This is a genomic window from Paraconexibacter sp. (genome assembly GCF_059438195.1).
In genome coordinates, this window is the sequence record NZ_JBLKKY010000026.1 from 1 (window position 1) to 14457 (window position 14457).

Sequence of the window (14457 nt, forward strand, 5' to 3'; positions counted from 1 at the left end):
TCATCCAGCCGGCGATGAGGTCCTTCGTCTCGGCGAACGGCCCGTCGGTGACCGGGGGGCGGCCCTCGCCGTCGAACCGGACCCATGAGCCCTCCGCGGCGAGCGCCTGGCCGTCGACGTACTCGCCCGTGGCGCGCAGGCGGTCGGCGAAGTCGCGCATGTACTGGATGTGCGCCTCGACCTCCTCCGGGGTCCACTGGTCCATCGGGACGGGGTTCACGGCCTCGGGGGCTCCGCGGTAGTGCTTGAGGAGCAGGTGCTTCGGCATGGCGGTCTCCTTGTTCCGGTGCGGTCCCTGTGACCGCGTCTGCCCCTGGGACGGAGCCGACCGGCCGTTCTCGACATCTTCGCCGCCGTTCCCCCGGGCGCGCCAGTGCTACCGTGTGGCACATGGATGTCTCGGTGCGCGATCTCCGCAACTCCACGGCGAAGGTGATCGCAGCCGTCGAGGCCGGGACGCCCATCACGCTCACCGTCCACGGGCGGCCCGTCGCGGACATCGTTCCGCGCCGGCAACGCCAGGAGCGCCGCCCGTCGGATGTCGTCTATGACGAGCTCGACGAGCTCGCGGCGCTCGCCGCCGACCTGGGCGTCCGCGGTCGCACCGACCTCGCCGACTACGACAGCGGGCTCACGAGCGACGACTTCTGATGGCCGTCGGCCTTCTGTTCGACGCGAGCGTCTTCATCGCCGTCGAGTCCGGACGAGCGATGAAGGCTCGGCCCAGCGGCGAGGTGCGTGTCTCCGTGGTCACCCTCGCCGAGCTGCGGCTCGGCGTCCTGCGGGCTGAGGGTGACGTGCGCGCGCTGCGGGAGGCGACGCTGCAGACCGCGCGGCGGTTCGTCGGGGTGCCCGTGGACGAGCACGTCGCCGACGAGCTCGCCGCGCTGCTCGCGAAGCTCCGCGCGTCGCAACGTCGAGCGAAGGCGTTCGACTGCCTCGTCGCGGCGACCGCCCTCGCGCACGACCTCTGCGTCGTCGCGCAGGACTCGGACTTCGACGAGCTGCGAGCGGCGGAACCCCGCCTCGCCGTCGAGCTCGTCTGAGCGGGCGACGGCTGGTCGGCGACGACGTCCGCCGCCTGCGAGGATCACCCGATGGCCACCTCCCGCGACTTCGACGTCGTCGTCCACGGCGCGACCGGCTTCGTCGGCAAGCTCACCGCCCAGTACCTCGCGAGCGCCGCCCCCGACGGCACCCGACTCGCGCTCTCCGGCCGCTCGCGCGAGAAGCTCGAGCGTGTCCGCGACGAGCTCGGCGTCGACTGGCCGGTCCTCGTCGCCGATGCGCACGACCGCGAGGCTCTCGACCGGCTCGCCGCGCAGACGGCCGCCGTCGCCACGACCGTTGGCCCGTACGCGAAGTACGGCCTGCCGCTCGTCGAGGCGTGCGCGGCGGCCGGCACGCACTACGCGGACCTCACCGGCGAGGTGACGTTCATGCGCCGCGCGATCGACGCCGCCGACGGCCCCGCCAAGGCCTCCGGGGCGCGGATCGTCCACACGTGCGGGTTCGACTCGATCCCGTCGGACCTCTCGGTCCACGCGCTCGACGCCGCCGCGGGGGAGGCGGACCTCGAGACGACCGACCTCGTCGTCGTGAAGACGCGCGGCGGTGTGAGCGGCGGGACGCTCGCCTCGATGACGGGCCTCGTCGACGAGGCGCGGAAGGACCCGAAGACGCGGCGCCTGCTCCTCGACCCCTACGCGCTCTCGCCCGACCGCGGCGCCGAGCCCGACCTCGGCGAGCGGGACCCGACGGGCCCGCGCAACGCCCCCGAGCTCGGCGGCTGGCTTGCTCCGTTCGTCATGGGCGCGGTGAACACGCGCGTCGTTCGCCGCTCCAACGCGCTGCGCGGCCACGCCTACGGCCGCGGGCTGCGCTACTCGGAGTGGATGCGGATCGGCAAGGGGCCGCTCGGCGCCGCGGGCGCCGCCGGCGTCGTCGGCGGGCTCGGCCTCTTCGTCGCCGGGCTCTCGCTCCCGCCGACGCGCTGGGCGCTCGACAAGCTCCTGCCGGAGCCCGGACAGGGTCCGTCGGAGCGGGCGCGCGAGAAGGGCTTCTTCCGCATCGACGTCCACAGCCGCCTCTCCGACGGCCGCCGGCTCGTCTGCGAGATCGAGGCGCCGGGCGACCCGGGCTACAAGGCGACCGCGGTGATGCTCGGCGAGAGCGCGCTCGCGCTCGCCGCGGGCGACGGGCTCCCCGACGCGGCGGGCGTCCTCACGCCGTCGACGGCGATGGGCGACGCCCTGCTCGACCGCCTGCGCGCGGCCGGGCACCGCTACGACGTCGTCACGCGGTAGCGGGGGCGGTCGTCCGCGGCGCTGTCGCGACGAGCTCGCCGACGCCGCGGGCGAAGTCCTCGCCGGCACGCGGGATCTCTGCGATGCTCGCCACGATCGCGCGCTGCGCGCGAGCGAGACGGCGCCGGCCGAGGAGAGGACGATGGGCACGAGCACGAACGGCCACACCGCGGAACGCCACGTGCGCGTCGCGATCATCGGCGCGGGCTTCACCGGCCTCGCGATGGTCCACGCGCTGCGCGAGGCGGGGATCGACGACTGGCTCCTCCTCGAGAAGTCGCCCGGCCCCGGTGGCGTCTGGCGCGACAACACGTACCCCGGCATCGCCTGCGACGTGCCGTCGCACCTCTACTCGCTCTCCTTCGCGCCCAACCCCGACTGGAAGCGCACGTTCTCCGACGGCGGGCAGATCTGGGAGTACACGGAGGCGGTCGCGGACGATCTCGGCATCGCCGCGCAGTCCCGCTTCGGCGAGGAGCTGACGGACGCCCGCTGGGACGAGGCGCGCGCCGTGTGGCACCTGCGCACGACGACGCTCGAGCTCACCGCCGACGTCGTCGTCGACGGCGGCGGGGTGCTGTCCGACCCGAAGCTCCCCGACATCCCGGGCCTTGACCGCTTCGAGGGGACGATCTTCCACTCCGCGCGCTGGAGCCACGACGACAGCCTCGCCGGGACCCGCGTCGCCGTCATCGGGACGGGCGCCTCGGCGATCCAGATCGTCCCCGAGATCCAGCCCGAGGTCGCGCACATGACGGTGTTCCAGCGCACGCCGGGGTGGATCCTCCCGCGCAACGACCGGGACGTCACCGAGATCGAGCGGCGGATCCTCCGGCGCGTCCCGGTGCTCCAGAAGCTCATCCGAGCCGGCCAGTACGTCTACCGCGACGCGGGACTCCTCCAGGTCATGCACCGCCCACGCGTCCGCCGGGTGCTCGAGGCGGTCTCGAAGGCCTACCTGCGCCTCACGGTCGACGATCCCGCCCTGCGGGAGAAGCTCACCCCGCACTTCGAGATCGGCTGCAAGCGGATCATGCTCACGAACCGCTGGTACCCCGCGCTCAACCAGCCCAACGTCGACGTCGAGACCGCGCCGATCACCGAGGTCACGGCGAACGCCGTCGTTACGGCCGACGGGGTCGAGCACGAGGTCGACGCGATCGTGTGTGCGACGGGCTTCCACGTCACCGACCCGCCCTCGGGGGCGATCTTCCGTGGCCGCGACGGCCGGACGCTCGCGGAGACGTGGGGCGACAGCCCGCGCGCGTATCGCGGCGTGACCACGCACAACTTCCCGAACCTCTTCCGCATCGGCAGCATCGGGACCGGGACCGGTCACATGTCGCACATCATGCAGATCGAGTCGGCGATCGCCTACGTGATGGGAGCCCTGCGCACGATGGAGGAGCAGCGTCTCGACGCCGTCGAGGTGACCGAGGGCGCGCAGGAGGCGTACGCCGCCTGGGTGCACGGGCTCGTGCGGGACACCGTGTGGGCGACCGGCGGCTGCGACAGCTGGTATCTCGACGCGAGCGGAGAGCCGTCGGCCGTGTGGCCGCGCTCCGCGTGGCACTACCGCAAGGTGACGCGGCGCTTCGACCCCGAGGCCTACCACCTCACCAGCGCCTCGCGGCAGCGCCCGACAGAGGCGGTCGGCTCGGTCTGAGTCAGCCGGTCGTCAGCCGCGCCCACACCGCCCGGTGGTCGCTCCCGGGCAGGTCGAGCACGCCCGCGGCGACCGTCCGCCACCGACCGCCGACGAGGACGTGATCGATCGCGGGCCGGATGACGCCGACGGGGTCGCTCCACGTCCACACGAGCCCCTGGCCGGCGGCGTCGGCGGCGTCCTCGCAGCCGGCGTCGAGGAGCTCGCGCAGCGGTGAGTGGTCGAGCGTCGCGTTGAAGTCGCCGGCGACGATCGCGCCCTCGCGGCACGGGGCGCGCAGGGCGAGCAGGTCGTCGCGCCATTCGGCGACGCTCCCCGGCGTGGGGGCGACGGGGTGGACCGCGACGACGACGGGGTCGCCGGCGAGGGCCGTGAGCGCGACCGGGACCTCCCCGGCGAGGTCCGACGGATCGGGCGGGACGGAGAGCCGCGGCGCGAGGTCCGCGCGGGCGAGGAGCGCGGTCGGCCCCGGGCTGTCCGGGTCGCCGAGGACGGCGTCGTCGTCGAAGGCCTCCCACTCCCCGAGGCCGGCCCGCGTGAGCGCCCGGCCGTAGGCGAGGGCCTGGCCGCGGCTCGTCTCGGGCAGCGCGAGCACGTCGGCCTCCGTCCCGCGGACGATGTCGACGATCCCGTCCGGCTCCGCCTCGGCGAGGCGCGTGTTCGCGGCGACGACCGTGAGGAGGGGCGCGCCCGGGTCGGGCGGCGCCGGGTCCCCGAAGGCGCGGGGGGCGACGTCGGCGGCGGCGGTGAGGCCGGTGAGGAGGACGAGGGCGAAGGGCGCCGCCGAGCGGGTGCGCAGGCGGCCCCGGTGCGCGAGCAGGCCGAGGCCGCCGAGCCCGGCGAGCGTCGCGAGGACGGCGAGCGGCGGGCGGACCGAGATCGCCTGGGCGAACGGCGTGACGGCGTCGAGCCGGTCGCGCTTCGGGACGGGGATCGACGGCGACCAGAGGACGAGCGCGGTGAGCACCGCGGCGGACGTGGGGGACGTGGCGATCCGCCGGACGGCGTGGGCGCGGCTCACGGCGCCATCGTCGCAGGCGGGGTCGGCGTGCTCAGCGGCGCGCCGGGTCCGGAGGGAGGACGAGGCCGACGATCGCCGAGCGCGGGACAGCCCCGAAGTGCCGGCTGTCGGCCGAGTAGGGGCGGTTGTCGCCCATGACGAAGAAGTGGCCGGGCGGGACGGTGATCGCGCGCGGCAGGCGGCACAGGTCGGCGGGCGCGCAGGGCGTGGCGTACACCTCGAGGCCGAGTCGGCCGTCGACCCGCGCGGCGCCGTGTGCGTTGATCGCGATCCGCTGTCCCGGCCCGGCGACGATGCGCTTGATGAGCGGCGTCGTCTCGGCGCCGATGCGGGCACGCGGGCATGGCGCGCGCGGCGAGTGCTCGATCGGACACGTCGCCCAGCCCGCGTCGGCCGGGCCGTCGAGGGCGACGATGTCGCCGATCCGGGGCTCCGCGACGTCGTAGGCGCCGGCGTCCACGAGGACGATCTCGCCGCTGAGGATCGTCGGCTCCATCGACTTCTCGATCGCGCGGACGCGCTCGGCCCCGGTCGCCGCGCAGCCTCCGGCGGCGACGGCGAGGGCGGTGGCCGTCGCCACCGCGACGAGGCGACGGCTCCGGCGCACCGGTCAGCCGCCGAGCGACGGCCGCGGTCCGCTGGGCGGCGCCTCGCTGAGAGGCCCCTTCCAGCCGGGCGGGGCGACCGACGTGCTCGGCGCTGCCGGCGCCGCGGGCGCGGGGGCGAGCGTCAGCGCGCCGACCGCCGCCCGCCCGCGGGTGCGGTGCGCCTCGTGGCGCTGCGTCATGAGGTGGACGAACCGCATCGCGATGAGCGCCGCGCCCACGTCGAGTCCGAGGGCGGCCATCTCGAGCGTCGTCGCGTCGATCTGCTCGCGGACGGTCGCCGCCTCCATGAACCCGCGCCCCACGAAGTTCGACGCCATCGTCGTCGCGATGAAGAACGCCCACCACCAGTGGACGATCGCGTCGACGTGGCCGTCCGGGCCGCTGTCGTCGGCCGCCCGCCAGAGGTCGTTGGCGATCTGCTTCGGTCGGAACAGCGCGAGGATCGGGATGAACCACGCGCCGATCGCCCACCCGGAGCCCCACCGGCGCGCCGAGGGCAGGAGCCCTCCGACGTTGCGGTACATGCGGTGGAACCAGCGCACGAAGACGACGGCCGTGAGGACGAACGCGCCCATCGCCGCGCCCGCCGCGAAGAGCTGACGGTCGTCGGCGGCGACGACCGTCTCGTAATCGACGTCGATGCCGGCGTACAGCTGGTCGAGGACGTCGAGGAACGACATGTCCGCCCAGATGAGGGCGAGGTCGGTGACGACGACGAGGCCGAGGCACCACAGGAGGGCGCGGCCGAGCCGGGCGACGGAGCGGGTCGACGCGTCGTGCGGGGGAGCGAACCCGCCGGAGAGCTGCTGTCCCATGGCCGACGTGATCGGCCACGGGTGTCGCAGGTTGAACGTCCATGCGACTCCTCCCCGCCCGCCCGTCACGAGGTGCGACGGATGAACCTCGGAATCCGACGTCCATCCGTCACACCTCGCCGGTGGCGCCCGCCCTCAGCCCGCGAGCACCTGCTTCGCCGTCTGCTCTCCGCGCATCCGGCGCTCGAGGTCGCCCGTGAACTGGATGCTGAGGTAGCCCCCGGCGCGGGCGCCCGGCGGGACGGTGCCGGAGGCCGACCACTTGCCGTCGTCGATCTTCGCGCGGAGCTGGAACTCGCCGGTCGAGCCGTCCGCCTGGTTCCAGGTGAAGATGAGGCGGACGACGCCGCGGGCGCGGTCGCTGATCGTGCCCTCGGCGCGCAGGCGCCCGTTCTTCAGCGAGAGGTCGCCGCGCTCGAGCTTCGCCTTTCCGTTCGCCGCCCGGAGGCGCACCTCGGTCGGCCGCACGAGCGCGTTGCCCTCGTACGTGTACGTGATGATCCCCGTCCGGACTCGGCGCTGCTTGCCCTTGAGCTCACGCGTGAACTTGAGCCGGCCGTCCTCCACCTTCTCCTTGAAGCGCGTCTTCGTGCCGTTGGCGTTGAACTCGATCTCGACCTCGTCGCCGTTCGCGCGGTTCGTGATGCTCGCGAGGACGTCGAGCTCGCCGTCGCGGATCGAGGCGCGCTGCACCTTCAGCTTCGCGGGGAACTTGCCGCCGGCGGGGGTGGGGCTGTTCGGCAGCGGCACCGGCACGGGGGGCACCGGGCTGGGCGCCGGCGCCGGAGCGGCAAGGACGCGTGCCCCCGCCGTGAAGAGCGCCGTGCTCCTGCCCGTGAACGGCGGCCCCGAGAGGCTCCCGCCCATGAAGAGCGCGCGGCCGTCGGGCAACGGGACGGCGAGCGGATCGCGGTTCACGTAGGGCATCCCGGTGCCCGCCGTCCACGCGTTCGTGAGCGGGTCGTAGACGTCGACGGCGTTCGTCGCCTGGAAGCCGGCGCCGAAGCCGCCCGCGACGACGACGCGCCCGTCGGGGAGGAGCGCGGCCGCGGCCTGGGAGTGCGGCGAGCTCATCGGGCCGGTCGGCGCGAACGCGCCGGTCGCCGGGTCCCACACGGCCGCGGTCGCGAGCGGGACGTTGCCGGCGCTCACGCCGCCCGCGACGAGGACGCGACCGTCCTGGAGGAGCGTCGCGGTGTGGTAGCTGCGCTGACCGGTCTCGGTCCCCGCCGGTGCGAACGACCCCGTCGCCGGGTTGTAGATCTCGGCCGTCGGGTTGTCGCCGACGATGAGGACCTGCCCGCCCGGCAGGCCGGTCGCGCTGTGGCCGAGACGTCCGGCGAGCGGCGGACCCGTCGGCGTCCAGATGCCGGTGTTCGGGTCGAAGAGGTCCGCGCTCGCCTGCCCGGCTCCGCTCTTCGTCGCAGCGGACCCGCCGGTCGCGAGGACGCGTCCGTCGGCGAGCGGGGCGAGCGCGAAGGACTGCCGGCCGGCCGACATCGCCCCGGTCGGCGTGAACATGCCCGTGCCCGGGTCCCAGATCTCGGCGCTCGCGAGCGCCGGGCTCCCGCCCACCTCGGTCACCGCGCCGCCGGCGACGAGGACCCCCCCCCCGGGCAGCGGCGCCGCCTCGTGCAGCGTCCGGGCGGTCCCCATCGCGCCGGTCGCCGTGAACGTCGGGCCCGGCCCGACGACCTCGGCCGACGTCGTCGCGGCGGGACCCGTGACCGGGTGGCCGCCGGCGAGGAGCGTCGAGGAGCCGGTCGGCGCGGCCGCGAAGGTCGAGCGGTCGGCGGTCATCGACGGGCCGACGGCCCAGGTTCCGCTCGCTGCCGCGGGCGCGGCGAAGCCCAGTGTCGTCGCGAGCGCGAGCGCGGCGGTGCGGCGTGCCCGGCGGCGAGCCGGGACGCGGACGTCGTCTGCGAGCTGCATCGGGAGTCCCCCTCCCCAATCGGTGCGGGCGGCGAGCGCCGCCCCGTCCCGTGCGTGACCTGCGGGGACCGTAGCGCCTCGCCCGCGCGCGCCTCCCCGAGACGGCGCCGACCCGCTCGCGCGCGTACCGGAGCACGCGCGTGTAACCGCCGTTAGGTTCCGGGTAACAGCATCTGCAAGGCAGGGACACCCATCAACGCTCAGGGGGGCACGGATGGAGCTTCACGGTAAGGACGACCGCGGAGGCGCGCTGATGCGCGCGCTCTTCGCTCGCGCGGCAGCGGCGCGCGAACGAGCAGACGAGACCACCAGCCCGATCGACCGCGACATCGCGGCGGATCTCGAGGGGCTCGCCGAGGCGATGCTCGCCGACCGGCTGTCGCTTCTCGAGTGGGACGACGACGCGGTCGCCCACGCTGAGCACGATGTCCGCAGGGACGCGGAGATCGTCCAGCGCATGACCGCGCGCGCCCAGCGGCGCCGCCGGCTCGCCGACGCCCGCGACCGCCTCTTCGGCGCGCGCGTCGACGCCGAGCGCGCAGCGCTCGAGGCTCGCGCGACCGCTGCGGACGTCCGCGGGGACGCCGACGAGGCGGACGCGCTGCGCCGCCGGGCGCAGGACGGCGTCGAGTAGGCACGCCCGGGTCCCGATCGGGGGGCCCCACGCACCTGCGACGAGAGGCCGGGCCGCCGCGAGGTGACCCGGCCTCTCGCGCGTGGAGGCCCGGCACATAGTTGAAAGTTCTTTCAGTTTGTGGGTAGGGTGCGCGCATGGCCCTCGCGACGCACCCTCCCGAGTCCGACCTCTGGCTCCCGCTGCCCGCCGCGGGCGACGACTGGGATCCGCACACGATCCACACGTGGTACTTCGGCTTCTCGGTCCCGGAGATCGCGCTCGGAGCCTTCCTCTACGTCCGCTGCATGCCGGCGTTCCCGCTCGCGCAGGGCGGCGTCGTCCTCTTCCAGGGACTGGAGCACGAGCAGCACCTCGACGTCGCCCACCTCGACTACGAGATGACGATGCCGTGGCCGGAGGTGGACGGATCCGCGTTCACGACGGCGAACGGCCTGCGGATCTCGTTCCCCGAGCCCGGTCGCGTCGCCACGGTCTCCTACTCGAGCCCGGACACGGACAGCGCGCTCGACATCCGCTGCGAGGCCGTGACCCCGCTGCTCCTGCGCGGGCACGTCATGCCGGGCGAGGAGGACCACCACGACCCGGCGCGGGAGCCCGGCGGCACCGAGCAGTTCATGCACGTCACCGGCACGCTGACGCTCGACGGAGCGACCCACGCGATCGACTGCCACGCCCCCCGCGACCGGTCGTGGCGGCAGGTGCGGGTCGAGCGGCGCGGCGCGGTCGTCACGCCGCCCGTCGGCTGGACGCCGATGTGGTTCGGCGACGACCTCGTCTTCAACCAGATCTCCTTCGAGGCGCTCGACACCGATCCGGCGTGGAAGGGCCTCTACCCGATCCCCGAGGACAAGCCGACGCACCACTTCGCGTGGCTCGTCCGGGAGGGGGAGACGACCGGAATCACGTCCGTGCGGCGCCACGTCCTCGACCGGCATCCGCATCTGCACGTCGCGACGCGGCAGGAGGTCGAGGCCGTCGACGAGCGCGGGGACGTCCACCGGTTCCACGGCGAGGCGATCGCCGCCGCGCCGGTCCCCGCCTGGCCGAACGTCGGCTTCTGCGACAGCGTCTACCGGTGGGAGGACGAGCAGGGCCGCGTCGCGCACGCGACCTACCAGGAGATCTGGCTCCCCGAGTACCAGCACCTCATGCGCGACCGCCGTCGCGCCGACGCCCACGCCGCCTGACCCGGAGGACCGATGATGCTGCCCGACCTGCTCGCCGCCATCCCCGCGCATCCCGACAGCCTGATGCCGCTCACCCCGGAGATCATCTTCACGATCTTCCTCGCGATCCCGGTCGCGCTCTTCCTCTTCTTCGGGATCAAGCACCTCGCCGCCGGAAAGCGCCCGCTCCTCCTCGTCTGCCTCCTCGGCGGACTCCTCGCGTGCGTGTGGGAGCCGATCGTCGACACGATGGGGCTCTGCTACATCAAGGAGGGCGCCGAGCTGCACGTCTACACGCTGATGGACCGCGAGATGCCGCTGTTCATCCCGTTCGTCTACACGTGGTACGTCGGCGGCCTCGCCTACGTCGCCTACCGCCTCTTCGCCGCCGGCATCACGAAGAAGGGCCTGTTCACGCTCTACCTCGTCGACGTCTTCGTGAACATCTGGCTCGAGAGCCCGGGCGTCCTCATGGGCGCCTACGAGTACTACGGGCCGCAGCCGCTCGACATCTGGGGCCTCCCGCTGTGGTGGGTGCTGATGAACCCGCTCATGCCGATCCTCGGCGGCGCGCTCATCTACCGCCTCGAGCCGCACCTCACCGGCTGGCGGGCGCTCGGGATCGTCCCGCTCATCCCGATGGTCGACGGCCTCGTCAACGCGTCGATCGGCTGGCCGATGTGGCTCGGGCTCAACGGCGACTTCCCGACGTGGGCGACGCACATCACCGCCGCGATGAGCTTCGCGCTCGCGCTGTACGCGGTCTGGATGCTCAGCTTCCTCGTCGCGCGTCCCGCCGATCAGGTGCGCCGCATCGGCAAGAAGGAGCTCATCCGCGAGGCGTTCTCGGGCGACGCCCCGCCGCCTCCGCCGCAGCCGCCCGCGCCGGCGACGCCGCCGGCGGCTCCCCAGCCGGTCGGGGCGGGCTGAGCGCTCGTGTCCGGCTTCGTGCAGCACGGCGACGACTCGGAGGGCCGGCAGGCGCCCGACCCCTCCGAGGCCTGGTGGCAGGACAGCGTCTTCATGACCTGGCACGCCCGCGAGGCGGGGATCGGCGGGACGTTCCGCATCGGCCACGAGCCCCACTTCGAGGGCGGGAAGGCGGCGCTGTGGTTCGGCCTCGTCACCCGCGAGGGCCTGCGCTACCGCCGCAACGGCCTCTACGACCTCACGGGCGAGGATCTCCGGCCCGACGGCTTCGGCGCGCTCGAGGGCCGCTACCGGCAGACCTTCGACGGGCAGATGCGCTACCGCGTCCGCGACGAGGACGTCGAGCTCGACCTCGCCGTCGAGGACTTCTATCCGCGGACCGACTTCTTCCCGCCCGACGCGGGGACGATGGCCGAGGACTTCGCGAGCTCGCACTTCGAGTGCTCGGGCGCGATCCGCGGCCACGTCCGGCTCGGCGGCGTCGACTTCGAGGTCGACGGGCTCTGCCACCGCGACCACAGCTGGGGCGCGCGCCGCTGGGACATGCTCCTCGACCATCGCTGGATGCCGGGGACCTTCGGCCCGGCCCTTTCGTTCGGGTCGATCGCGTGGCACGGGATCGACGACAGCGTGCGCCAGTTCGGCTACGTCGTGCGCGACGGCGAGGTCACGCTCGCCGAGAAGGTCGACATCGTCGTGACGATGGAGGCCGACGGCACGACGTACCGGTCGGGAGCGTCGACGTGGACGCTGCCGGGCGGCGAGGTCCTCACGATCGAGGCGGCGCCCTACGACGGCACCGTCACCGAGCACCACGGCGTCGGGCTCGTCGACGCGATCTGCGAGCTCGAGCACGCCGGGATGACGGGGTTCTGCGACCTCGAGGTCTCGACGAACCCGCGGGCGGGGAGCCGCCCCATCGGGACCGCGCTGCGCGCGAACACGACCGACGGGCTGTCCCGGCGGGAGGCGCCGTGCCCGACCCCGTGAGCCCGCTCGACGCGATCGGCCGTGACGACCCGTGGGACCCGCTCATGGAGTCGGTCCGCTCGGCCTACCACTGGACGACGACGAACCTCGGCGAGGCGGCGCCCGGCGTCCTCACCCCGCTGAGCTGGGCGCTGTGGGGCGAGCCGGGCGAGCGCGCGTCGCGCTGGGCGGCGCACGAGATCGGCGTCCTGCGCGGCGACGAGCTGACCCCGCCCGACGACCCGTGCGAGCGGATCCTGCGGATCATCTACGGCCGGCTCACGATGCGCCTCGAGTTCATGGCGACGGTCGGCGACCGGGTCCCCGGCACCTCCGGGCGCGAGGCGATCCGCGGCATGTTCGGCGAGGCGCCGGAGGGGATGGAGTTCCATCCCACGCGCTCGCGCTACGCCGCGATCGCGGTGCGCTTCCCGCTCGCCTTCGCGCGCTTCCCCGCCCGGCTGCGCCACGTTGCCGCCGAGCAGGACCGCTGGTGGGCCGAGACGATCGCGCGCATCCCCGCGATGGACGGCCCGACCGCGCGGCGGACGTTCGCCGAGGGCCTCGACCGCTTCCAGTCCGCCGGCGGCGTCCAGCTCCTCGGGACGCTGTGCAACGTCCAGCCGATGTACGACGCCGTCGAGGCGCTCATCGCGAAGGCGGGCGTCGGCGACATCGCGGTGCTCAGCGGCACGGGCGGCGCCGAGCTCGACGTCGTCACCGACGTCTGGCGGGCCTCGCGCGGCGAGATCGCCGTCGAGGACGTCGTACGCCGCCACGGCTTCCACGGGCCGTCCGAGGGCGAGATGTCGAGCGTCGTGTGGCGCGAGGACGACCGGCCGCTGCGCTCGCTCGTCGAGCGCTACGCCGACCGCCCCGCCGAGGACGACCCCCGGCTGCGCGACGCGCGGGCGGCGGCCGCGCTCGAGGCCGAGCAGGCGGCGGTGCTCGCCGCGCTCCCGCGTGCGCAGCGACCGCTCGCCGGCATGATCCTGCGGCTCGCCGCGCGGCGCATCCCGCTGCGTGGCATCGCGAAGCGCTCGTTCCTGCAGGCGATCGACGTCTCGCGGGCCGCAGCACGGCGTGCCGGGGAGCACCTCGTCGACGAGGGCGTCCTGGCGGCGCGCGACGACGTCTTCCTCCTCACGGGCGCCGAGCTCACGGGCGAGATCCCGGCCGACATCCGGGAGCTCGTCGAGCTGCGGCGGGAGCGCCGTGCCGCCTACGCGGCCGTCCGGCTGAAGGAGAGCACGTGGGCGGGGCTGCCCGAGGTCGAGGTGATCGCCGACGACGCAGCGGCCGCGTCCGAGGTCGCGCCCCGCGACGTCCTCACGGGGACCGGCGTGAGCCGCGGCGTCGTCGAGGGCGTCGTGCGCGTCGTGCTCGACCCCGACTTCGAGGACGTCGAGCCCGACGAGATCCTCGTCGCCCCGACGACCGACCCGAGCTGGGCGTCGATCATGTTCATCTCCTCGGCGCTCGTCGTCGACATCGGCGGCGCGCTCAGCCACGCCGCGGTCGTCGCGCGCGAGCTGCAGATCCCCTGCGTCGTCGGGACCGGTGACGGCACCCGCGCCCTGCGGACCGGCGACCGCGTCCGCGTCGACGGCGGGGCGGGCACGGTCGAGGTGCTCGAGCGCGCGACCGACGCGCCGGCGGCCGCGTAGCCCCCGGGGACCGTCCGGCGATCAGGCGACGCGTGGCGTCGCTGGATCGCCGCACGTCGGCGGGCGCGGCGACGTGTGGAGGACCGGCGACGCGTGGCGTCGCCAGATCGCCACACGCCGAGCTCAGGCGACGCCGGTTCCCAGCTCGCGCGAGGCGATCTCCGCCGCCTCGCCGACCGGGACGCCGAGCGCGCGCAGGCTCATCTCCGCGTAGGCGTCGTGCGCGCCCGCGCCGACGCGGCCGTCGACGATCGCCCGCATGAGCGAGAGGGCGCCGCCGATGATCCCCGTCACTGCGACGTCGACGTCGGGCAGGGAGAAGCGGCCGGAGGCGATCCCGTCGTCGACCGCGCGGCGGGCCGGCGGGTGGACGTTCGCGACGAAGAGCGCGTCGGCGTGCTCGAGGTGGACGACGCGGCGCGCGAAGTCGGGGTCCTCGTAGGCGAGGCCGATGAAGCGCCGGATCGCGATGCTCACGAGCTCGGCGGGATCCTGGTCCTCGCCGGTCGGCGTCGCGAGCGCCTCGGCGAGCGTGCCGATGCTCTCGCCGACGACGGCCTCGACGAGCTCCTCCTTCGACTCGAAGTGGTTGTAGAAGGAGCCGAGCGCGACGCCCGCACGCTCGGTGATCTCGCTGATGCGCAGGCCGGCGACGCCCTTCTCGGTGATGAGCTCGCGCCCGGCGCCGAGGAGGCTCCGGCGGGTCCGCTCGCGTCGTCCGTTCCCGGTCTGCGTCACGT

At 74.2% G+C, this 14457-nt stretch carries 15 protein-coding genes; 9 read left to right on the forward strand and 6 right to left on the reverse strand.

All coding sequences use genetic code 11. The annotated features are described in order from the left end of the window. Positions 1 to 268: YciI family protein (locus ACME2J_RS10680; RefSeq protein ID WP_495544897.1), on the reverse strand; the 268-nt coding region annotated here is incomplete at its 3' end. 122 nt (positions 269 to 390) lie between these two features. Between ACME2J_RS10680 and ACME2J_RS10685 the strand changes: the two genes are divergently transcribed. From ACME2J_RS10685 to ACME2J_RS10700, 4 genes are all read left to right on the forward strand, one after another. Beyond that, a complete protein-coding gene (locus ACME2J_RS10685; RefSeq protein WP_495544898.1) occupies positions 391 to 651 on the forward strand; it encodes a type II toxin-antitoxin system Phd/YefM family antitoxin in 261 nt (86 codons plus the stop codon). Then, positions 651 to 1046 carry a PIN domain-containing protein gene (locus tag ACME2J_RS10690; protein WP_495544899.1) on the forward strand — a complete coding sequence of 132 codons (396 nt, stop codon included), beginning with the start codon at positions 651 to 653 and terminating at the stop codon, positions 1044 to 1046. Before ACME2J_RS10685 ends, ACME2J_RS10690 begins: the two co-directional genes overlap by 1 nt. A gap of 51 nt (positions 1047 to 1097) precedes the next feature. Further along, a complete protein-coding gene (locus tag ACME2J_RS10695) occupies positions 1098 to 2306 on the forward strand; it encodes a saccharopine dehydrogenase family protein (RefSeq protein WP_495544900.1) in 1209 nt (402 codons plus the stop codon). 142 nt (positions 2307 to 2448) lie between these two features. After that, positions 2449 to 3972, forward strand: a complete 1524-nt coding sequence (locus ACME2J_RS10700) for a flavin-containing monooxygenase (protein ID WP_495544901.1) — start codon at positions 2449 to 2451, stop codon at positions 3970 to 3972. Between the two features lies 1 nt (position 3973). Here ACME2J_RS10700 and ACME2J_RS10705 read toward each other — a convergent pair whose 3' ends face one another. The 4 genes from ACME2J_RS10705 to ACME2J_RS10720 form a co-directional block, all read right to left on the reverse strand. After that, a complete protein-coding gene (locus ACME2J_RS10705) occupies positions 3974 to 4993 on the reverse strand; it encodes an endonuclease/exonuclease/phosphatase family protein (RefSeq protein ID WP_495544902.1) in 1020 nt (339 codons plus the stop codon). A gap of 31 nt (positions 4994 to 5024) precedes the next feature. Then, on the reverse strand, positions 5025 to 5573 hold the full coding sequence (gene lepB, locus ACME2J_RS10710) for a signal peptidase I (protein WP_495544903.1): 549 nt from the start codon (positions 5571 to 5573) through the stop codon (positions 5025 to 5027). Positions 5574 to 5603: 30 nt separating this feature from the next. After that, the gene (locus tag ACME2J_RS10715) at positions 5604 to 6416 is read right to left on the reverse strand and encodes a DUF4328 domain-containing protein (RefSeq protein WP_495544904.1); all 813 of its coding nucleotides are present in this window, start codon (positions 6414 to 6416) and stop codon (positions 5604 to 5606) included. Between the two features lie 135 nt (positions 6417 to 6551). After that, positions 6552 to 8348, reverse strand: a complete 1797-nt coding sequence (locus ACME2J_RS10720) for a hypothetical protein (protein ID WP_495544905.1) — start codon at positions 8346 to 8348, stop codon at positions 6552 to 6554. Positions 8349 to 8562: 214 nt separating this feature from the next. Between ACME2J_RS10720 and ACME2J_RS10725 the strand changes: the two genes are divergently transcribed. The 5 genes from ACME2J_RS10725 (at position 8563) to ACME2J_RS10745 (ending at position 13717) form a co-directional block, all read left to right on the forward strand. Continuing rightward, positions 8563 to 8982, forward strand: coding sequence for a hypothetical protein (locus ACME2J_RS10725; RefSeq protein ID WP_495544906.1), 420 nt, complete (start codon positions 8563 to 8565; stop codon positions 8980 to 8982). A gap of 137 nt (positions 8983 to 9119) precedes the next feature. After that, positions 9120 to 10172 (forward strand): DUF7064 domain-containing protein, encoded by a 1053-nt coding sequence (locus ACME2J_RS10730; protein ID WP_495544907.1) that lies wholly within the window; start codon positions 9120 to 9122, stop codon positions 10170 to 10172. Positions 10173 to 10184: 12 nt separating this feature from the next. Continuing rightward, entirely contained in the window at positions 10185 to 11081 is an 897-nt protein-coding gene (locus ACME2J_RS10735; RefSeq protein ID WP_495544908.1) for a hypothetical protein, read from the forward strand. Between the two features lie 6 nt (positions 11082 to 11087). After that, positions 11088 to 12071: a DUF7064 domain-containing protein gene (locus ACME2J_RS10740; protein WP_495544909.1), complete on the forward strand. Its 984-nt coding sequence runs from the start codon at positions 11088 to 11090 to the stop codon at positions 12069 to 12071. Further along, complete coding sequence (locus ACME2J_RS10745; RefSeq protein WP_495544910.1) at positions 12056 to 13717, forward strand: PEP-utilizing enzyme; 1662 nt, start codon at positions 12056 to 12058, stop codon at positions 13715 to 13717. The genes ACME2J_RS10740 and ACME2J_RS10745 overlap by 16 nt, the downstream gene beginning before the upstream one ends. A gap of 123 nt (positions 13718 to 13840) precedes the next feature. Here the strand turns inward: ACME2J_RS10745 and ACME2J_RS10750 are convergent, their stop codons facing one another. Beyond that, positions 13841 to 14455 (reverse strand): TetR/AcrR family transcriptional regulator, encoded by a 615-nt coding sequence (locus ACME2J_RS10750; RefSeq protein WP_495544911.1) that lies wholly within the window; start codon positions 14453 to 14455, stop codon positions 13841 to 13843. Positions 14456 to 14457: the final 2 nt, after the last annotated feature.